This is a genomic window from Rhizomicrobium sp. (assembly GCA_037200385.1).
In the GTDB taxonomy this organism is placed as follows: Bacteria; Pseudomonadota; Alphaproteobacteria; order Micropepsales; family Micropepsaceae; genus Rhizomicrobium.
On the sequence record JBBCGL010000001.1, the window covers coordinates 4,261,338 to 4,281,388 of the forward strand.

The window sequence follows — 20,051 nt, forward strand, 5'->3', positions numbered from 1 at the left end:
CCGTGCCGCTGCTGCCCATGGGCATGATCAATCCAGGATAAAGCCACTGATAGCCGCCGGCGGATTGGCATTCGCAGGGACAGATGCCGCTCATCCGGCGGTATGCCGGATGGGGCGAAGTACCGGACGACCGGCCGAACGCCTCGGCGAGTGCCCTGACCAGTCCGGCATAGAGACGATCTCTGGACACCTTCAGCCTCGCACAGCCAGGTCAAAAGGTCTCGGCCCATGGCCGCAGATCGAGCTCGAGCGTCCAGGCGCTGCGGTGCTGGTGATGCAGAGCCCAGTAGGTTTCGGCGATCGCATCGATGGCGAGCAGGCCGTCCACCCCACGCTGCTCGCGTAGCTGCGGCGCACGCGACAGGAGCCTCTCGCCGCCGATGCCGCCGTCGATCACGATATGGCCGACATGGATGTTCTTGGGTCCGTATTCTCGCGCGATGCTCTGCGCCAGGGCCCGTAAAGCGGCCTTTGCCGCGGCAAAGGGCGCGAAGTTCGCCTTGCCCCGCAGGCTGCCGGACGCGCCGGTGAAGAAGAGCGAGCCGCCGCCATTGTCGAGCAATACCGGAAGGGCCGCCTGCGCGACATGGAATCCGCCCAGCGCGTGCTCGCGCCAATGCTGCTCGAACGTCTCCGGCGTGACTTTCAGGAACGGCGCCGGCTGGTTGCTGCCGGCATTGTGGATGACCACTGCCAAGGGCGCGCGCCGGTTGGCGGCGGCGACGAAGCGCGCCACATCGGCGGCATTGGCCGCGTCGCCGACCAAGGCCTCGACATCGCCGCCCAGTGCCTTCGCGGTCTCTTCCAGCTTCGACGCGTTGCGGCCTGCAATCGCAACGGAAAACCCGCCATCAAGGAACCGCTTGGCAAGAGCCGCGCCCAGACCCTCACGGGCACCGACGCCGACGATCAGTATGCTTTGCGCCGCCATTTGGTCCTCCAGCGAAAGGTGCTGAAAGTCTATCCAACAAGTAGAGTATGTCCAGCGGTTTCGGCGGCCTGCCGCGACGTTGCCGTTCCTTGCGCCGATATGGTCCAAGCGATCCGGCGGGCTTGGCGAGCGATCTCGGGCATTGCGGTGATTTCCCACCACTTGCCGCGGGTCAGTGCGCCCATCGCGAACAGGTCCGGCTGGGGGGCGCCGTCGCGGTCGAGGACGCGGTCGGCATCGTCGACATCGATGCCGAGATCGGCCGGGCCCGGGCGTGCCAAGCCGCGCGCGATCAGCGTTTTCAGAAGGGTACCCGGGCTGCGATCGACATCGGAGTTCGGGCCGCTGCAGTTCACCACCCGGCCGAAGACCGCCTCAAGTCGACCGGTCGCCGTGGCGATGTGCGCCAGCACGGAATTGCAATGCGGCGTCAGGTCCAAAAGACGTCCGCGAAGGATCTCGACGCGCCCGTCGGCGATCGCGTCCGCGATCTGGCGGCCCTGATGCGGCGCGACGCGATGGCGGTGCGTGTTGAAGATGGAGAGGCCGTGGCGCAGCGCCCGGCGCTTGTCGGCTTCGCGCAACGCCGACCACGCCTCGCGCCAGTGCGGGCGCATGGCGTCGATGAAAGCCTGCCATTCCGGCGCCGGTGCGTCTTTCCTGACGGCGGATCGCAGGCTTTGCAGCAGCATCGAGGCCCGGTCGGGATAGGGACCGGGAAGCGCCGCGCCCGCCTGGTGTGCGACATGCATCTGCGGCAGACGCCCATGGCGCGACAGCATGACGATCTTCCCTCTATGTCCCTCGTCCAGGCGAGTCAGCGCAGTGTCGACGGCGGTCAGGCCACTGCCGACGATGAGGATGCGCGCCGTGGACTCGACGGACCACGGCCCCCAAGGATCGTCGACGACCGCGTGGGCGACCTCGCCGCCGAACAAGCGGGCCAGCGGCCGCGGCGATCCATGCCCGGTCGCCAGGACGAGTTTGCCGGCCGACAACACGCCGGCAGTGTGAAAGACGCACCACCCGTCCTGTTGCCGCCCCAGCCCGACGACCTCGGACGAAAGGATGTTCAATTCGATCTTCCCGCGAAACTGCTGCCGCGTGCTCTCGACCAGATCGACGAGATAGCGTCCATACAATTCTCGCGGAACGAATCTGTCGGGCCCATCCGGGATGCGGACATGCTGGCGGCCGAGCCAGTCAACGAATTGATCCGGTTCCTCCGCGTCCGCCGACATCTTCTCGGCAGGAACGTTGAGGACATGCGCCGGATCGGATGTTCCATAGGCGGCGCCTTTCGCGAACTGCGCCTCCGGTCCCACGATGGTTATGGACAGTGGGCCGTGCGCGTTGCGCGCCAAGGCGCGGAACAGGGCGACCGCGGCGGCCCCGTTTCCGCAGATCGCCACGTCTTGCCGGTTCACGCCGATCCTCCTGTGTTTGTCAGACAATGGCCCATTCCGCCTTTCGCGGCGGGATAGCCGGCAATTTTGCGGCCACGCCATGCAGGATACGCAAGTCAAAGTCTATTGACTCAATAGAGTATCGGCGATCCACTACCCGCGTGCAATCGGAAATTTCGGAGGTCCCCGTGAATATCCAGCAGATCGATGCACTTGCCGGCGTCCGGGCGACGCTTCACTACCTGGTCCGCACGGGCGTCAAGCCCTACAGCTACACGTTCGAGCCTGCACCAGGCGTGCCGCCGCGTTCGGGCGAGGTGAACAGTGTCGAGAACGTGCTGATCCGTGACGGCCGCGCCGTCGCCGATGCCTTATCGCTCGACGAGCAGGGCTTCGCTCTGCGGCGCCACGAAAGCCGCGTGTCGGATTTCTACGACGAGGACGAACTGCGCGCGACCTACTATCCCGAAATCGAGGCGCTCCTGAAGCGCGAGACCGGTGGCAACAAGGTCGTGATCTTCGACCATACGATCCGCTCCGTCCCGAAGGCCAAGGAGGGCGTGGCCGGAATGCGCGAGCCGGTCCGGCGCGTTCACAACGATTACACCGAGTTCTCGGGTGTCCGCCGCGCACACGAAAACCTGACGTGGGAAGAGGCCGTCGAACGACTGCGCTATCGCTTCATCGAGGTGAATGTCTGGCGCCCGATCCGGGGTCCGCTGGAGGACACGCCGCTGGCGGTGCTCGACGGGCGCACCCTGGACAAGACGGACCTGATCCCCAGCGACCTCATCTATCGCGACAAGGTCGGCGAGACCTATTCCGTCCAATACAATCCGCGGCATCGCTGGTTCTACTTCCCGCGCCTGCAGCGCGAAGAGGTCATCCTCATCAAGGGATTCGACTCCGACGTCACCAACCCGGCCCGCTTTGCGCCGCATACCGGCTTCGACGATCCGACGACGCCGCCGACCGCGCTGCCGCGCGAGAGCATCGAGGTGCGGGCACTGGTGTTCTTCGGACCCAGCCCGTGAGCGCCGCCATCGACCTGAGCGAGCGTCTCGCGCTGTGCGAGGCTGGCCAAGCCGACCGGGCGCTCCGAGAATCGGCGGCTCCGTCGGACGGCGTATGGAATGCTCATGCCGCGCAGGAATCGGCGCGGAGGCATTCTGGCGATCCGCGATCGCGACAAAGCAATCGCTATTGGGAATGACAGCCGGCGGAACGTGTGGACCACGGGTCAGGACGCCCGCAAGGCCTCATCCACAATGGCCTGGAGTTCGCCGGCGGTCGCGCCGTCCCTGGCTTGGATCGCCATGCCTTGCATCACGGTGGTGAGATAGCGAGCCAGATTTTCGGCGCGTTCGTCGTCCACCCAGAAGCGGAGCTTCCGGGCAAGCAGATCGCGGAACGCGGCGCGACGTTCGGTCAATTCCCGGGCGAGGTCGGCATGATCGGGATGGCTGGCGATCAAGCCGGTGTTGAGCATGCAACCCAGCTCGCCCGCCGGGTCGAGCAGCCCTTTGGCTGTGCCTTCGAGCAACAGGCGGACCGCTTCCGCGAGCGTGAACCGCTCGCCCATGAATGACAGGTCCGACGCACCCCGCATCGCGGCGTACCGATCGATCGCCTCGCGATAGAGCGATGCTTTGTTGCCAAACGCTGCATAAAGGCTTGGTGCTGCAAGTCCCGTTTCGGCCGTAAGTTGTTGGAATGAAACGCCTTCGTAGCCTTGACGCCAGAACAGGCGCATCGCTGTTTCCAGCACAGCGTCACGATCGAAGCCACGCGGCCGACCACCGGGATGTTTTGCCGCCAGTTCCATAACGACCGTTAAATAAAGGATTGACTGCGAGGGTCAACCCAAAGATACATAACGATCATTAAACAACTGGGGACCAGGCATGATTTCTCGAAAGCCTGTCGCGCTTGTGACGGGCGCCTCGTCGGGCATCGGCGCCGTCTATGCCGAACGTCTAGCTGCTCGCGGCTACGATCTCGTGCTCGTCGCCCGGCGCGCCGAACGTCTGAAGACACTCGCTGCAAAGCTGTCGCAGGCGCATGGCGTCAAAGTCGACGCGATCGGCGCAGACCTGACCAAGGATGCCGACATTGCGCGCGTCGAACACATCCTCGCCACGAACCCCGCCATGTCCCTTCTTGTGAACAATGCCGGCAACGGCAAGCTCGGCGGCACGGCGGACATGGCGGTCGAAGACATGGCCTCGACGATCGCCCTCAACATCACGGCCTTGACGCGCCTGACCCGTGCGGTTCTTCCGGCGTTCCTTGCGAGGAATGCGGGCGCGATCATCAACGTGTCGTCGGTGATGGCGCTCCATGCCCTTGCGATCACCTCTCTTTACAGTGGAACCAAAGGCTATGTGCTGAACTTCAGCCGCGGCCTCCAGGAAGAGCTTGCCGGCACGGGCGTGAGGGTGCAGGTCGTTCTTCCGGCAGGGACCGCGACCGAATTTTACGATCAGGCGGGGATCCCGCTTTCGGCGTTCGATCCCGCCGTGGTCATGACCGCGGAGAACATGGTCGACGCGGCCCTTGCCGGATTCGACAGAGGCGAAGCCATCACGTTGCCTTCGGTTCACGACGAGGCGCTGTGGGGCGCCTATGACGCCGCGCGCCATGCCCTATTTGCGGCGACGCAGAATGGTACGCCGTCGCCCCGCTATCGTCGCGCGCCGACCTCGCCGGCGCGCGCTCCTTGACTACACCGGGGCTGCATGCACAGTCCGTGAGCACTGAAGGACTGTGGCGGTCATGAGAATTCAGAGCATCCCGCTATCGTGGGCCAGACGGCACTGTGCAAACGCTGTTGCAGAGGGCGTCTCGCTCGATCACTTGTTCGATATGGCGCTCATCGAACCCCGCTTTGGCGACGATCGAGACCGCATTTCGTCGGCGCAGCTCGCCTTGTTCTACTACCATACCAATTTGAGCACCGACGACGAAGCCCGGAGAAACAGTCGCGGCCGAATCCCCGTCGGCTTGGGAACGGTTGCCATCCGGGCGATGTTCGGCTGTTCGACGCTCGAAAGCGCCATCGGCGCGGTCGCTCATTTGTATGACTTGGCGTCGACGACCATGAAGGTTCGCTTGACCGTCGACTATGACGAGGCAGTTCTCGCGGTGCACTGCGAGGACGGTCAATCCGGATCGGATTCCACGTCCCTGGAAGACGCCTATCTCAGCTTCCTGTTCATGTGCGTGAATCACTTCATCGGCAAAATCCTGCCGCTGAGCGCGGTTGAGACCCGCGATCCGACGCATATGAATCTGGGACGGACCCACTGGGCCGCAGGTGCTCCGGTCCGTCTCGGCAGCCTTTCGGCCTTGCGGTTTCCGAAAGCGGTCTTGCTGGCCCCACGCATGGCCAACGGCACGGACGACCTGTTTTGCGATGTGTTCCGGGAGTGGCTTGCATTCGTGGAACCGGCCGCGGTCGCCGCGATCGCGCCGAAACACTCGATGCGCGATTTTCGCGCGCGTCAACTGGCGCAAGCCGCCGGCATCAGTCAGGCCACATTGCGACGCCGCATGGATCGCTTCGACGGCGGTCTGCGCCAGGCCCGCGAAAAGGCGCTCGTCTCCGCAGGTCTCGATCTGCTGCTCAACACGGCGGACAGCGTCGATGCCGTCGCCGCGCGGATCGGCTATTCGGACGCGCGAAGCTTCCGGCGATTCATCAAAAGCGCGACGGGCAGGACTCCATTGGAATGGCGAATGGAACACGCCTCCGCCGACATCCTGAGGCCGAACCCGGCTGTGCATCGGCGCATTCAGGCGTTCGCCAAAGCGATGTGCGTTTAAGCGCAACTGTCCCCATTTCGCCGGCTGCGTGAGCCTTTCCGTCCTATGTAATCCGCCGATCTCCCCGAAAAATGAAGCAAATCAAGCCCGTCAGGGCTCGGGGGGCGTGGTCGCGACATCCCTCGAAATAAAACAGTTTCGGGGAGGAAGCTTTGGACAGGACGCAAATTCGCGCGCGGCATGCCGTGCTGAGACCGGTTCTTCTTTGCGGTTGCGCAGTGGTTTCATGGAGCTTGGCGGCCGGCGGCGTCGCGGCGCAGACAAGCGCATCGGCACAATCGCCGAACGCGCAGTCCTCCGAGATAGAGACGGTCACCGTAACGGCATCGCGGCGCGAAACGACGGTCAGGGAAACGCCCACCGCGGTTTCCGCCTATAGCGGCAAACAGCTTGCCGCCGACCACGTCGTGACGCTGACGGATCTGGTCGCGTCGAGTCCCGACGTCCAGATCGGCATCTACAGCACCAATGCCGATATCACGATCCGCGGCATCGGCAATCCGCAGACCGTCGCCGGCTCCGATCCCGGCGTCGCCTTCAACTATGACGGTGTCTATCTTGCGCAGTCGGGCTTGACGATCAGCTCGATGCTCGACGTCAGCCGCGTGGAGATATTGCGCGGTCCGCAGGGCACGCTCTTTGGCCGCAACGCCACCGGCGGCGCCGTCAATGTCATCCCCAATCTCCCGACCGAGCAGTTCGCCGCCGGAATCGATACATCGGTAGGCTTCGGTCCCACGCAGGACCACAGTACGGCCTTCGTGAGCGGGCCGCTCACATCGGACGGCCAATGGCTTGCCCGCCTCGCGGTCCAGCAAACCTACAACGACGGTTACACGCGCAACCTCGCTCCGGACGGACCCTCCCGGTTTGATGGCCAGAACAACTATTCGGGGCGCGGTCAGTTGGAATGGTTGCCGACGGGCGACCTGACGGTCCGACTTTCGCTGGACTATCAAAAGGAAGACGACAGCGGAGCCGCCCTGTTCCTGCTGGGCGATGTCCCTCCAGGCGCACCGCTTCCGGTCCAGATCCAGGGCGCCCCCTCGGGCAATATCGACAAGCGCGAGACCTACTCGAATGTGGGCGTCAACAATCTGAAAGCCGCCGGCGCGACGCTGACGACCGACTGGGTCCTCGACGGCGGCGACCTCAAGGCCGTCGTCGCGGTCGATTCCTACGACCAGTTCACAAGCCAGAACGGCTCCGGGACGGGCGTCGACTTCACGCACACCGAGTATCTCCAGAGGTCCAATCAATATTACGCCGAGGTGCTGTATTCGTCGGATCCGTCCCATCCCTTCACCTACGTGGTCGGCGCGAACTATTTCCACGAGAATGAATTTCAGCAGATCACGGTGCCCATCCGCTATCTGGCCATCCCCGTCATCCTCGGCGGGACTCTGGGCACGTCGTCTTACGCCGCCTATGTCCATGGCCAGTATGAAATCGAGCCCGGACTGAAGGTCTTTGCCGGGCTCAGATACACCAGCGACCACAAGGCCGCCGATGAATTCAACGATTTCGTGGGAACCCTGGACCACCAAAAAGGTTGGAACCACATCACCTACGAGGCGGGCGCGTCCTACGACTTCAGCGACGCCGTCACCGGATTCCTGAAATACTCGACCGGATATAGAAGCGGCGGCTTTTCCATCGGATCGTTGCAGGGTCCTTTCAGTCCGGAAGAAAACACCAGTGTCGAGGCCGATCTGAAAGGCTCCTATTTGAATGGCCGGCTGCAGGCCAACCTGGCGGCCTTTCACATGAGCTACAGCAATATGCAGGTCAATCAGGTGAACGGCGTATCGGAAGCCGTCACCAACGCAGCAAGTTCGACGATCGACGGCTTCGAAGCGGAATTCGTGGGCCGGGTCTCCGACGAACTCCGTCTCGAACTGTCCGGAGACTGGCTGGATGCCCATTTCGACGTGTTCAATACCGAGGATTCGGCCAGACCTGGCCTGGGGATCCTGAACCTCGCGGGCCATCTGTTGCCGCAAGCGCCCAAATTCTCGCTGAGCGGCGCCGCTTACTACGACGTGCCGATTTCCGTTCCCGGTACCGTCACGCTGAGCGCGCGGTACGACTGGAAGTCACGGCTCTTCTTCGATCCGTTCAATTTGCCGGTGTCTTCGCAAGGACCGGCCGGAAAGCTCGATCTGTCGATCAACTATGCGAGCGAGGACGACAGATGGACGGCGAGCGTGTTCGCGCTCAACGCCACCGATGCGGTCATCAAGAACCATGTGATCGTCGTCTCGGCGCTCCTGGGCTCTCTTGCGCTCGGCGGACTGGACCCGGGCCGGGAGATCGGAATATCCGCCGGCTATCATTTCTAGCACCTGGACCGGAAGGACTGCGTGAATGGCCGACAGACAGAAATACGTCGACGCAAACGGCGCGCGACTGGGATACGAGGTTCATGATCTCGCAAAGGGACCGCCGCTCGTTTTCGTGCATGGCTACGCGATGCGAAGCACCGGGCCAGCCTATCGCGAACTCCTGTCTCTTCTGGCTGGAGATTTCACGGTCTATGCGCTCGATCTTCGAGGGCACGGGGCATCGGCCGGCGAAACGGCGAACTGGTCCCTCGCGACCATCGCCGACGATGTGGCGGCGTTCGCCGATGCGCTCGGGCTCCAAGGCGCCGTCCACGCGGGCCACTCGCTCGGCGGCTTCACCGGCCTGTACGCGACGATGCGCCATCCCGGCATTTTTTCCGCGCTCTGCCTGCTGGCGACGGCGCCCGCGAGCGGCGGCGGTCACACGCCGGTCGAGGTCAGACGGCTGCTTACGGAGCGGGGAGGGGACCGCGATGCGATGTTCGATTTCTTTTCGTCCATGTATGTGCACGCCGATCGCAACGCCATCGACCAAGCCGTCGACTCGATCGGGATCATGGACCGCTCCGTCCACGAAGCTTTTTTCTCGACCTTTCCGGATCAGGTGATCACGCCGCGGCTGGGTGAAATCCGGATTCCCGCACTCGTCCTCAGCGGCGTTCGCGATGTCGTCGTTCCGCCCGCCGAACAGCACGCGACGGCGCTCGGGCTTTCCTTCTGCAAGGAGGTCAATTTCTCAGGCGAAGGGCATATGCTGCCCCTCGAGGCGGCGGCGATGACGGCGCGGGAGATACGCAACTTTTGCCTCTGCGACGTGAACGACCGTTTCGTGCGGTGAACCGCGACGGCCTGGCTCGTGCTCCTGAGCACCTTCGGTGCGGGCTGCACGTCGGGCCGCCTGCTTCTCGGGAAGCTGTGATCGCGGTTCAAGCTTGACCGGAAGTCGCGGGCCGCGCGGCACTGCGCGCCGGGGCGCCCGTCGACCCGGCATCGGTCCGCGCTTCGATCGCGCGCAGCACCGCGATCATGTCGTCTTCGCCATGGCCCTGCGCGACGGTTTCGCGATACAGCGCATGGCACGCGTCCAGCAGCGGCGAAGCGAGCCCGGCCTCGCGCGCCGCGTCGGCGACCAGCCGCGCGTTCTTCAGGACGTCGCGTGCCGCGGCCTGCACCGCAAAATCGTGCTCGACCAGTTTGCGCGCCTTGAGACGCGACACGCCACTCGCCATCGGTCCGGCATCGAGCACGGCGAGCAGCTTGTGCATGTCCAGGCCATGCCGGTCCGCGAAATGCACCGCCTCGGTCAACCCCGTGACCATCGTGATCAGGAACAGGTTGACCGCCAGCTTCATGCGCAGCGCCGACGGCACCGCGCCGCAAGCCACGGTCTCCTGGCACATCGGTCTCAGCAGGGGGCGGATTTCGCCGACGGCGTCCGCTTCGCCCGCGAGCATTGCCACGAGCTGGCCCGCTTCGGCCGGCTTGCGCGAGCCGGATACCGGTGCCTCCACATAGAGGCCGCCCGCCGCCCGGATGTCCGCATCGAGCGCCGACGAATAGCTGGGCGACGTCGTGCCCATATGCACGATGATGTGACGCGCGACATTCGCGGCGAATGCCGGTGTGCCGCGGCCGAGCACGCCGTCGATCGCCGCATCGTCCGCCAGCATGAGGATCGCGATCCGCGTCCGGGCGAAGAGTTCGGTGGCTGATTCCGCGACCCTGGCTCCTGCGGACCGTAACGGTGCGCAACGATCCGCCGACCGGTTCCACACAATGAGGGGCGTCCCGGCGCGTGCCAGGTTGAGCGCCATGGGCTGTCCCATGACTCCGAGACCGACGAAGCCGATATCCATGAGCGTTCCTCCGCCGGGAACCCTAAGGCGGCGGAGCGCGATGCGCGCCGGATGGTTATGCATGGGGGTGACGCGCCGCGCGCCGCTCTCGATATGCTAGAGTCGGCGCCATGCCCTTCGCCTTCGACAATTCCTATGCCCGCCTGCCCGAGCGGTTCTACGCCCGGCTCGCGCCCACCGCGGTCGGCGCGCCACAGCTGATCCGCGTGAATGCCGGCTTGGCCCGGCAGCTGCGCCTTGATCCGGACAGCCTCGCCACGGCCGAAGGGATCGAAATACTTGCGGGCAACCGCGTGCCGGAGGGTGCCGAGCCGCTCGCCATGGCCTATGCCGGCCATCAATTCGGCAATTGGGTGCCGCAACTGGGCGACGGGCGCGCCATCCTGCTCGGCGAAGTGCTGGCACATGACGGCCTGCGCTACGACATCCAGCTCAAGGGCTCGGGCCCGACGCCGTTCTCGCGCAATGGCGACGGCCGCGCCGCGCTGGGGCCGGTGCTGCGCGAGTTCATCGTCAGCGAGGCGATGGCGGCACTCGGCGTGCCGACCACCCGCACGCTGGCCGCCGTGACGACCGGCGAGACCATCTTGCGCCAGGAGGGCATGTTGCCCGGCGCGGTGCTCACGCGTGTTTCGCGCAGCCATGTGCGGGTCGGCACTTTCGAATATTTCGGCAATCGCGGCGACGTCGAGGCGGTCCGCGCGCTCGCCGATTACGTGATCGCGCGGCTCTATCCGGAGGCGGCGCAGGCGGCGCAGCCCTATCGCGCGCTGCTCGACGCGGTGATCGCGCGCACGGCGAGCCTGATCGCGCGCTGGCAGTGCATCGGATTCATCCATGGCGTGATGAACACCGACAACACCTCGATCGCGGGCGAGACCATCGACTACGGCCCGTGCGCCTTCATGGACGTCTACGACCCGGCGACGGTGTTCAGTTCCATCGACCAGGGCGGCCGCTACGCCTATGGCAACCAGCCGCGCATCGGCCACTGGAATCTCGTGCGTTTCGCCCAGGCCCTGCTGCCGCTGCTCGGCGACAGCGAGGAGAGCGCGCTGGCCTCGGCGCAGGAGGCGATCAACGCCTATCCGTCGCAGTTCGAAGCCGCCTATTTCGCCGGGCTGCGCGCCAAGTTCGGCTTTGTCGCGGCGCGAGACGACGACCTGACGCTCGCGGCGGAGTTCTTCCGCCACATGGCCGACGGCCACGCCGATTTCACGCTGACCTTCCGGCGGCTCGGCGACTGCGCCGCGGGCGAGGGTGCGGACGATGCGTTGCGGGCTTTGTTCGACAATGCGGCGGCCGTCAGCGTCTGGCTGCCGAAATGGCGGGCCCAGCTTGCGCGCGACGGCGTCGCGCCGGCGGGGCGCGCCGCGGCGATGCGCAAGGTCAATCCGCTGTTCATCCCGCGCAATCATCGCGTCGAGGCGGCGATCGTCGCGGCGCAGGCGCGCGGCGACTACGCGCCTTTTGCGGAATTGATGACGGTGCTGGCTTCTCCTTATGACGCGCAGCCGGATGTCGCCGCCTATGCCGACCCGCCCAAGCCGGATGAGGTGGTGCTGCAAACCTTCTGCGGTACGTAACCGGTGGTAGAGAAATCCGCGGCTTGCGCCATAGGTTACATCCATATTCGGCAGGTGTGACGGACGAACGGCTTGTCCTGGAAATCGCGTCCGTGTCACAGTGATGTGTGCTGCGTAGGAAGTCCCCGTGTCGGAAAAGCCCGAAGACGTCGTCAAAGTGTCTGTCGAAGGTTTGCGCATCGCCTGGCAGCGCCCTGTACTCGTCAAGCTCGACGCAAGCGCGGCGCAAATAGCCAACAGTTCGTTTATATATACCGACGCTGCCGACAACTATTCTTAGCCGGACGGGCGCCGGCGGCGCGCCCCGGGGCCCTGCGCCCACTTCGTCGCGCGGGGCTCAGGCCGTCGCCGCCACGCGCGGCCGGGTTGCCGCGGCGATCGCGAAGAATACGCCCACTGCGACAAGGCCGCTCAGCGCATCGGTGAGGAGGAATCCCATCGAGCCCCAATGGTCGTGCGCCCAGCCGTCCGCCAATCCGATATAGGCGATCGGGATGTTCGAAAGAGAGGCATAGAGATTGTATTTCGTCGCCGCGGCTCCGCGCCCGATGGCCTCCAGCACGACGGCGCTGAACGACGCATAGTTGAAGCCCTGCACGAAATTGTAGGCGAGGGTGAAGACGACGAACATCGTCGCGCTGCGCGCCGCCGCGGCCATGGCGAGCGTCACCACCGCCAGCGCGATGCCGAACAGGGCATAGGCGAAGCGGCGCTCCATGCGATCGCAGAGATAGCCGCCGATCAGGCATCCGGCCATCGAGATGAAGCCGCCCAGAACGCCGTTGGCCAGCGCGACGGTGTTGGCGTCGGCGTGCCAGTCGCTTGCCACCGCGCCCCACAGATTGGTCGCTGCCCCGGAGCCGATGGGCAGGAAGCAGATCAGCAGCGCGAGATAGCCCGCCCGCGACCTCGCCGTCTGCCACAGATCCGCGATCAGATCGCGCAGCGTATGCGCATAGGTCGTCTGCCGGTGTTCGGCGGAGGGCTCGTCGACGAAGAAAAGCGCGGCGCAGCACAACAGGAAGAGCACGCCCATCGCCGCGCCGGGCAGCCAGCCGATCGTGGAATGCTCGGCGATCCACAACGCAAGCCCGCCGCCCACGCCGTAGCCGCCCAGATTGCCCGCCTGGTACCAACCCCCGGCGCGACCCTTTTCCTCGAGGCCGGTCGAATGGGCCATCAGATTCTCGGCCGCCATGGCGAGAAAGCTGATCGATACGTTGAACAGGAAGACGAGGACCGTGATCGCCTGCAGTCCCTGTGCGTTGACCGGAAACAGTCCCGTCGCGATCATGGCGAGGGCCGAGACTGCGGCGCCGATCAGGTACCATTGTTTGCTGGTCAGCGTGGTGTCGACGACCGGCGCCCAGGCGGCCTTCCAGGTCTGCGGCAGAAGGCCGAACGCCACCAGCGCGGAGATCGCGCCGACGCTGACGCCGGCATGGGCCAGCAGGAAGCCGAGCGTGACGCTGACATAACCGCTGGTGACGCCGAACGGTATGCAGAGGATGAGGTAGACGATCGGATGCGGCTTGCCCGCCTGCCTGATGCTCACGCCCCATCCTGCCCGATTGTGACAGTCGACCTTAGCGGGCTTGAGCCGTGGTGCAACGCCAAAGGAACGGCCAGTCGGCCGATTCAGGTTGAACCTTTCGCGCCGGTTCCGTGAGAGCGTATTGACGCTCTCGCGGATTTCAGTTGCACGGCCTGCGCGATCCCGTGTGAAATCTGCGTCATGAATGGCCCATAAGAGGCTGTGGCAGGGAGAATCCGCATGAACGCGCCGACGCCGGTTTCGCTGACCCCGAAGAATCTACCGCCCGTCCAGATGGCGCTGTTCTCGCTGGCCGCAATGCCCGTGGCCGCGCTCGGCATTCCGCTGACCGTGTACCTTCCCAACTACTATGCCCACGACATCGGCCTGTCGCTCTCCGCGGTCGGCGCCGCCTTCAGCATCGTGCGCCTTATTGACATCGCCTTCGATCCCGCCATCGGCGTCGCGATCAACGCAACGAAGACGCGGTTCGGCCGCTTCAAGCTGTGGATGCTGGCCAGCGTGCCGCTCCTGATGCTGGCCGCCTATATGATCTTCATGGCTTCGCCGGGGATCACGAGATCCTATCTCGTCCTATGGCTCGTGGTTCTCTATGCCGGTTTCTCCATGCTCACGCTCGGCCACCAGGCCTGGGCCGCGGCGCTCCAGCCCGAATATCACCAGCGCAGCCGCATCTACGGCTGGATGCAGGTGGTGGGCGTCGTCGCCACCGTCGTCATCCTGGCGGTGCCGGTGATCCTGTCGAAGGTGTGGCACGTCACCATCCCGCAGGGCGTGCAGGGCATGGGCTGGTTCATCGTTGCGATCACGCCCGTCTCCATCGCGATCAGCGTCTTTTCCGTGCCGGAGCCGAAGAATGCGCCCGAGCAGATGATCACCTGGGCCGACTATCGCACGATGCTGTTCCGGCCGTCGCTGATCCGCACCCTGGTCGCTGATCTCTTCCTGGCGCTGGGGCCGGCGATCACGGCGGCGCTTTATCTCTTCTTCTTCATCCAGGTGATGGGCTTTACCCGCGACCAGACGACCTCGCTGCTGCTGATCTACATCGCGGCCGGATTGGCCGGTGCGCCGGCCTGGGCGATGCTGGCGCGCCGGATCGGCAAGCACCAGACCGTCATGCTCGGCTGCGTGCTCTATGCTCTGGCGCAAGTGCTGGTCTTTGTCCTTCCGCACGGCAATATGGCCTTCATGGTGCTGGGCATGTTCCTCGCCGGCTTCGTCGTGAGCTGCTTCACCTTCCTGATTCGCGCCATGGTCGCCGACATTTCGGACGAAGTGCGGCTGGACATTGGCAAGGACCGCGCCGCGCTTCTGTATGGCCTGATCACTGGAACCTCGAAAGTCGGCTCGGCAGTTTCCGTCATCGTCACCTTCGGGGTGCTCGAATATTTCGGCTTCGACGCCAAGGCGGCGCAGAACAGCGGTGTGCCGCTGGACGCACTTATCGGCTGTTATGTCTTCGTGCCGGTGTTGACCATGTTCGTCGGCGCTACCGCGCTGTGGGGCTACAAGCTCGATGCGACGCGGCACGACGACATCCGCGCCGAACTCGCGCAACGCGACGCGCTGGCCGGCGCTTCGGGCGTCATCGACAGCCTGACCGGGTCCGAGCCGGCGCTTGCCGCGCCGCCGCCGCTCGGCACGCGCGAGCCGGGATAGGGCTCACGCCTTGCGCCGATAGCCCTCGAACAGCACGCGGAACGATTCGCCGTTGACGCGATCGAAGTCGTAGACCGCGCCCAGCTTGCCCGCGAGCTTGAGCACCACCGCGCCGTGGAGCGACGCCCAGAAGACGTGGCCGATCAGTTCGGCATCGCCTTCGAGAATCCCGTCCGCCACCAGCGCGCGGACATAATCCGTCATCGTCGCCCGCGCACGCGTGTTGGCCTCGATCAATTCGGGATAGGCCGATTCGTCGGGCTGCGAGAGATCGAACATCAGCCGATAGGCCGCAGGTTCGCCGAACGCGAAGTCCGTATAGGCGCGGTAAACGGCCGCCGACTTCTCCGGTGCGCTGGCGGCATTCTTGAATGCGGTCTCCAGCGAGGTCGCGAAGCGGTTGAAGGCACGGGCCCGCACCGCGGCCAGGATGTCGTCCTTGTCCTTGAAATAGCGGTAAGGCGTCATCGCGCTGACGCCGAGCTCGTTCGCAAGCTCCCGCATGGTGAAGCCTTCGCGGCCGCGGGTGTCGAACAGCCGGGTCGCGGCCTCGCAAAGCCGTTCGCGGAAATCGGCAACGTCGGTCTGGGTCAGGACGCGCGGCATTGAGAATCCCTGTCAATTTCTAGACTTGCCAAACCGGAACGTTATATGCGATAAATTTACGTGGTAAAACATTACAGAGGAAGGAGACGGCCATGAACGCTCCCGCCCGGATCAATCCCTATCTCGTCGGAAACTTCGCGCCGGTTACATCGGAGGACGATTTCGCCGCACTCACCATCAAGGGGGAGATTCCGAAAGGCCTGCGTGGCGCGTTCTACCGCAATGGCCCCAACCCCCAATTCCCGCCGCGCGACCCCAACCATCACTGGTTCTCCGGCGACGGCATGCTGCACGGCTTCTTCGTCGCGGACGGCAGGGTCTCCTACAAGAACCGCTATATGCACACCCCGAAATACACGCTCGAGCACGCCGCCGGGCGCTCGCTGTTCGGCAGCTTCGGCAATCCCTTGACCAGCGATCCGTCGGTCGTCGGCAAGGATGGCGGCGTCGCCAACACCAATGTCGTCTGGCACGCCGGCAAGCTGCTGGCGCTGGAGGAGGCGCACCAGCCGCTCGAAGCCGACCCGCTGACGCTCGAGACGCGCGGCTATCTCGATTACGCCGGCGCGGCCAAGCGGTTCACCGCCCATCCCAAGATCGATCCCAAGACCGGCGAGATGATTTTCTTCGGCTATGGCGTCGGTGCCATGCCGTTCGCCAGGGGCATGGCCTATGGCGTGGTCGACAGGGCTGGCGCGGTCACCCGTCTCGATCAGTTCGACGCGCCCTATTCGAGCATGGTCCACGATTTCTGCGTCACCGACCGGCATGTCCTGTTCCCGATCCTGCCGCTGTCCGGCAGCCTCGAACGCGCGATGAACGGCAAGCCCGCCTTCGCCTGGGAACCGGAACTGGGCAGCCGTATCGGCCTGATGGGACGCGGCAAGGGCGTCGACGGCATCCGTTGGCTGACCACCGATCCCTGTTACGTCTTCCACCCGATGAATGCCTGGGAAGAGGGCGACACGCTCTATGCCGACGTGATGCAATACGCTCAGGCGCCGCTCTTCCCCAATGCCGACGGTTCTCCGGGCAAGGCGGTCTCCGCTCGCCTTGTGCGCTGGGAGATCGATCTTTCGGGCAAGACCGACACGGTCAAGCAGACGAAGATCGACGACCTCGCCGGTGAATTCCCGCGTCTCGACGAGCGCCGCGCCGGCCTCTCCTACCGCCACGGCTATTTCGCGGCCGATACCGAGGACAGCGGCAAGGTGCTGTTCAACGCCATTGCCCATATCGACTTCAAGACGGGCAAGCGCGCGGTGCACCGGCTTCCTGCCGGCGACGCGCCGGGCGAGCCGATCTTCGTCCCCGGAAGCAGCGATGCCGCGGAAGGCGACGGCTGGCTCGTGGCGCTGATCTATCGCGGCGCCGAAGATCGCACGGATTTCGCGGTCTATGATGCGACGGATGTGGCCAAGGGGCCGGTCGGTATCGCCGAACTGCCCCGCCGCGTGCCGTTTGGGTTTCACGGCAACTGGCGGCCGGCCTAGGAAACGCCGCGTACCCGCTCATAAAGCCAGGTCCAGAAGGCCGCGGTCGCGAGCAGCACCGTCGCGATGGCCATTCCGGCCGGGGAGTCGAAGACCGCGCGAACCCCATTGGCGATCAGCCTGATGCCGCGCAACGCCTCCGCGCTGAAGGCAAAGACCGCCGGCCATGTCGCCCAGACGCCGAGCGCAAAGATCAATACGACCACGAAGGGTGGCGCCAGCATCAGCCATCCGCGCCGCGCGATCCGCGCCGCGACGCCGGCAACGAACGCGTCATCGTCCGGCGGCACGGGCTGCTCGGCGAACAGGCGGATCAAGTCGGCGTCGTCGGTCATGGTCCCAGCCATTGTTTCAGCCGCGCCCCGCCGCGCGCAACATGGGATTTGATCGTCCCCAGCGGCCAGCCGGTCGTCTCCGCGATCTCCCCATGGCTCAGGCCCTCGCCGTAGGACAGCACGACGCACAGGCGCTGCGCCGGATTGAGCCGCTCGAGCGCACGGCTGAGATCGATGCGCTCGACCGCGCTGTCGGGGATCGCGGCTTCGTCATCGGCATCTTCGAGCGGATCCATCGGCAGCTTCGCCTTGCGGGCATGCTGCAGCCAGGTCCGCACCGCGACCTGTTTGAGCCAGCCGCCGAATGCCGCGGCGTTGCGCAGCTGCGACAGCGTCTTCCAGGCCTGCACGAACGTCTCCTGCGCCAGATCGTCGGCCAGTGCGGCGTCCCGCGTGAGGCGGCGCAACATCCCACGCAGGCTTCCCTGGCGCCGGCGCACCAGCTCGGCGAACGCACGCTCGTCGCCCAGTGCCGCCAGCATCACCACATGCGCCTCCGTTGCATCGCCTAGCGCCACCCGCCGCCCGCCTAGCTACGCTTGGCCACCAAGCCGGCGAGCAGCAGTCCTAGGCTGATGCACCACAGCAAGGCGCCGACCGCGGCCATCGCGCGAAAGGTTTCTCCATTGGAATCGGTGTTCAGGACATAGCCCATCAAGGCAAGCCCGCAGCCGACGAAGAAGGTCACGATGGCGCCGGTCAGCAGGCCCTGGCGGGGATTGCCGGCTGGACTCGCCTGCAAACTGGCCAGCGTTGCGGGGTCGAGCGTCACGCCCTTTTCGATCGCGGTGCGGATCGTCTTTTCGCGCTGATGGCTGCGTATGACCCGCGAAATGGTCCCGACGAGCACGATCACAAGGATAAAAATCCAGAAGAAATCGGCGTGAATCCAGTACATGCGAACTCCTTTGGCGGTTTCTATCCGAGGAGATGCCGGCAAGGGGCATTTTGGATGCAGCCGGCTTTGCGGCATACTAAAACGATGAAAAGATATGTCTTTTTCGCGCTTGCAGCATGCCTCGCCATCGGCGGGGCGCAAGGAGCGGATACCCAGGTCGCGCCAGTCGCCGGCTACCGCACCCAGGCCGCTTGGATCCAGCTCGGTCCTGGTGGGCAGGCGGAGGTTCGCGCCGTATCGGCGGGCGGCTGCCCCTTCGTCGTGTTCGGCGACGCCGCCAAATCCGATGTCCCGATGGTCATACGCGCGTCGGCGACGGCCGATTTTCCGGCCGTCTGCAGCTTGCCCATCCCGTCCGGCGTCAAGCGGGTTTCGGTCGCGATGAGCCGGATGGGCGAGCCGGCACACACGACGATGCAGGAACTCCACATTCCGCTTGCCGAGCCGCAGCGCATCCTGGTGCTCGGCGACACGGGTTGCCGGATCAAGGGTACATTCGTCCAAGCCTGCAACGACCCCAAGGCATGGCCCTTTGCCGGCCTGGCCCAGGCCGCGGCGGATCAGCATCCCGACCTGATCCTCCATCTCGGCGATTACCTTTACCGCGAATCGCCCTGTCCGGCCGATTTCGCCGGCTGCGCCGGGTCGCCCTATGGCGACAACTGGGCAAGCTGGGATGCCGATTTCTTCACGCCCGCCGCGCCGCTGTTGGCTGCGGCGCCCTGGATCGTCATCCGCGGCAACCACGAAGACTGCAACCGTGCCGGACCGGGCTTCCTGCGCCTGCTGGGGCCTGTCGCCTACGATCCTGCCGCGCCCTGTGCCGTCCATCTCGATCCCTATGCGGTGCCGGTCGGCAGCCGGACCTTGGCGATCCTGGACAGCGCCGACGCATCCGACCGGCCGGTCGATGAAAAGGCCGTACCGCTCTATGCCAAGGATTTCGAAACGCTGAAGGCGATGGCGAATGCCGGTCCGGGCCGGGAATTGTGGCTGGGGACGCATCGTCCGATCTGGGCCGCGATTTCCTTCATGGGAATCCCGGCGGGCGGCAACGCGACCATGATCGAGGCGGCGGGGGACCTGTCCGCCTTCTCGGCCGTCTCGCTGATGCTGTCGGGGCACATCCATGCGTTCGAGGCGATCAACTACGTGTCCAGGATCCCGCCGCAGATCGTCGCCGGCCATGGCGGCGACACGCTGGACGTGACGCCGGCGAACCTGCGCGGCACGATCTTCCAGGGCGACTCGGGCGTGCATGTGAAGACCGGCTTCTCGGTCGGCGGCTTCGGCTTCCTGATGCTGACGCGCGAGAAGGACAGCGAGGGCTGGGCGGTCCAGCTCTTCGATTCCGCCGGCAAGCCGATCAGGCAATGCACCTATGCCAACCGCAGCATCGTCTGCCTGGCGCCGAAATAGCCGGCTTCAGCCGCCGCACGACTCGCAAACTATTTTTTCGGTGCGTTGCCTTCCGCAGGGCGTTTGTCACCATCCCGCCTTTATCGGCGCTGAATGTCGGTTGCGGCGAATTGCTGCGCATCGGGCGCATGGTA

At 65.0% G+C, this 20,051-nt stretch carries 19 protein-coding genes; 10 read left to right on the plus strand and 9 right to left on the minus strand.

The features are described 5' to 3' along the window. Positions 1-211: 211 nt before the first annotated feature. Together WDM91_20460 and WDM91_20465 are read right to left on the minus strand one after the other, a co-directional pair. A complete protein-coding gene (locus tag WDM91_20460) occupies positions 212-931 on the minus strand; it encodes an SDR family NAD(P)-dependent oxidoreductase (GenBank protein ID MEI9996979.1) in 720 nt (239 codons plus the stop codon). Positions 932-960: 29 nt separating this feature from the next. Next, positions 961-2,358 (minus strand): FAD/NAD(P)-binding protein, encoded by a 1,398-nt coding sequence (locus tag WDM91_20465; protein ID MEI9996980.1) that lies wholly within the window; start codon positions 2,356-2,358, stop codon positions 961-963. Between the two features lie 167 nt (positions 2,359-2,525). On the opposite strand from WDM91_20465, the gene WDM91_20470 reads away from it, so the two are divergent. Continuing rightward, positions 2,526-3,371 carry a CmcJ/NvfI family oxidoreductase gene (locus WDM91_20470; protein MEI9996981.1) on the plus strand — a complete coding sequence of 282 codons (846 nt, stop codon included), beginning with the start codon at positions 2,526-2,528 and terminating at the stop codon, positions 3,369-3,371. A 206-nt stretch (positions 3,372-3,577) separates the two neighbouring features. On the opposite strand, the gene WDM91_20475 is transcribed toward WDM91_20470, so the two are convergent. Further along, positions 3,578-4,162, minus strand: a complete 585-nt coding sequence (locus WDM91_20475; protein ID MEI9996982.1) for a helix-turn-helix domain-containing protein — start codon at positions 4,160-4,162, stop codon at positions 3,578-3,580. A 79-nt stretch (positions 4,163-4,241) separates the two neighbouring features. Here WDM91_20475 and WDM91_20480 point away from each other — a divergent pair, with 79 nt between their 5' ends. The 4 genes from WDM91_20480 (at position 4,242) to WDM91_20495 (ending at position 9,345) form a co-directional block, all read left to right on the plus strand. Beyond that, positions 4,242-5,060, plus strand: a complete 819-nt coding sequence (locus tag WDM91_20480; GenBank protein MEI9996983.1) for an SDR family oxidoreductase — start codon at positions 4,242-4,244, stop codon at positions 5,058-5,060. A 52-nt stretch (positions 5,061-5,112) separates the two neighbouring features. After that, complete coding sequence (locus WDM91_20485) at positions 5,113-6,162, plus strand: helix-turn-helix domain-containing protein (protein ID MEI9996984.1); 1,050 nt, start codon at positions 5,113-5,115, stop codon at positions 6,160-6,162. A 218-nt stretch (positions 6,163-6,380) separates the two neighbouring features. Next, a complete protein-coding gene (locus WDM91_20490; protein MEI9996985.1) occupies positions 6,381-8,504 on the plus strand; it encodes a TonB-dependent receptor in 2,124 nt (707 codons plus the stop codon). 25 nt (positions 8,505-8,529) lie between these two features. After that, positions 8,530-9,345, plus strand: coding sequence for an alpha/beta hydrolase (locus tag WDM91_20495; protein MEI9996986.1), 816 nt, complete (start codon positions 8,530-8,532; stop codon positions 9,343-9,345). Positions 9,346-9,433: 88 nt separating this feature from the next. Here WDM91_20495 and WDM91_20500 read toward each other — a convergent pair whose 3' ends face one another. Beyond that, positions 9,434-10,363, minus strand: coding sequence for an NAD(P)-dependent oxidoreductase (locus tag WDM91_20500; protein ID MEI9996987.1), 930 nt, complete (start codon positions 10,361-10,363; stop codon positions 9,434-9,436). Positions 10,364-10,473: 110 nt separating this feature from the next. Between WDM91_20500 and WDM91_20505 the strand changes: the two genes are divergently transcribed. Next, the gene (locus WDM91_20505; protein ID MEI9996988.1) at positions 10,474-11,949 is read left to right on the plus strand and encodes a YdiU family protein; all 1,476 of its coding nucleotides are present in this window, start codon (positions 10,474-10,476) and stop codon (positions 11,947-11,949) included. A gap of 127 nt (positions 11,950-12,076) precedes the next feature. Continuing rightward, entirely contained in the window at positions 12,077-12,229 is a 153-nt protein-coding gene (locus WDM91_20510; protein MEI9996989.1) for a hypothetical protein, read from the plus strand. A gap of 57 nt (positions 12,230-12,286) precedes the next feature. On the opposite strand, the gene WDM91_20515 is transcribed toward WDM91_20510, so the two are convergent. Further along, complete coding sequence (locus WDM91_20515) at positions 12,287-13,504, minus strand: MFS transporter (GenBank protein MEI9996990.1); 1,218 nt, start codon at positions 13,502-13,504, stop codon at positions 12,287-12,289. 219 nt (positions 13,505-13,723) lie between these two features. On the opposite strand from WDM91_20515, the gene WDM91_20520 reads away from it, so the two are divergent. Continuing rightward, a complete protein-coding gene (locus WDM91_20520; GenBank protein MEI9996991.1) occupies positions 13,724-15,166 on the plus strand; it encodes an MFS transporter in 1,443 nt (480 codons plus the stop codon). A gap of 3 nt (positions 15,167-15,169) precedes the next feature. Here the strand turns inward: WDM91_20520 and WDM91_20525 are convergent, their stop codons facing one another. Next, entirely contained in the window at positions 15,170-15,772 is a 603-nt protein-coding gene (locus WDM91_20525) for a TetR/AcrR family transcriptional regulator (GenBank protein ID MEI9996992.1), read from the minus strand. A gap of 92 nt (positions 15,773-15,864) precedes the next feature. Between WDM91_20525 and WDM91_20530 the strand changes: the two genes are divergently transcribed. Next, positions 15,865-17,265, plus strand: a complete 1,401-nt coding sequence (locus WDM91_20530; GenBank protein ID MEI9996993.1) for a carotenoid oxygenase family protein — start codon at positions 15,865-15,867, stop codon at positions 17,263-17,265. Here the strand turns inward: WDM91_20530 and WDM91_20535 are convergent. From WDM91_20535 to WDM91_20545, 3 genes are read right to left on the minus strand one after another with little or no spacing between them, the layout of a single operon-like run. Beyond that, positions 17,262-17,600, minus strand: a complete 339-nt coding sequence (locus WDM91_20535; GenBank protein MEI9996994.1) for a hypothetical protein — start codon at positions 17,598-17,600, stop codon at positions 17,262-17,264. The genes WDM91_20530 and WDM91_20535 overlap by 4 nt on opposite strands. After that, complete coding sequence (locus WDM91_20540) at positions 17,597-18,118, minus strand: sigma-70 family RNA polymerase sigma factor (GenBank protein MEI9996995.1); 522 nt, start codon at positions 18,116-18,118, stop codon at positions 17,597-17,599. The genes WDM91_20535 and WDM91_20540 overlap by 4 nt, the downstream gene beginning before the upstream one ends. Positions 18,119-18,129: 11 nt before the next feature. Further along, the gene (locus WDM91_20545; protein MEI9996996.1) at positions 18,130-18,498 is read right to left on the minus strand and encodes a DUF6249 domain-containing protein; all 369 of its coding nucleotides are present in this window, start codon (positions 18,496-18,498) and stop codon (positions 18,130-18,132) included. An 84-nt stretch (positions 18,499-18,582) separates the two neighbouring features. Here WDM91_20545 and WDM91_20550 point away from each other — a divergent pair, with 84 nt between their 5' ends. Continuing rightward, complete coding sequence (locus WDM91_20550; protein ID MEI9996997.1) at positions 18,583-19,917, plus strand: metallophosphoesterase; 1,335 nt, start codon at positions 18,583-18,585, stop codon at positions 19,915-19,917. Positions 19,918-20,051: the final 134 nt, after the last annotated feature.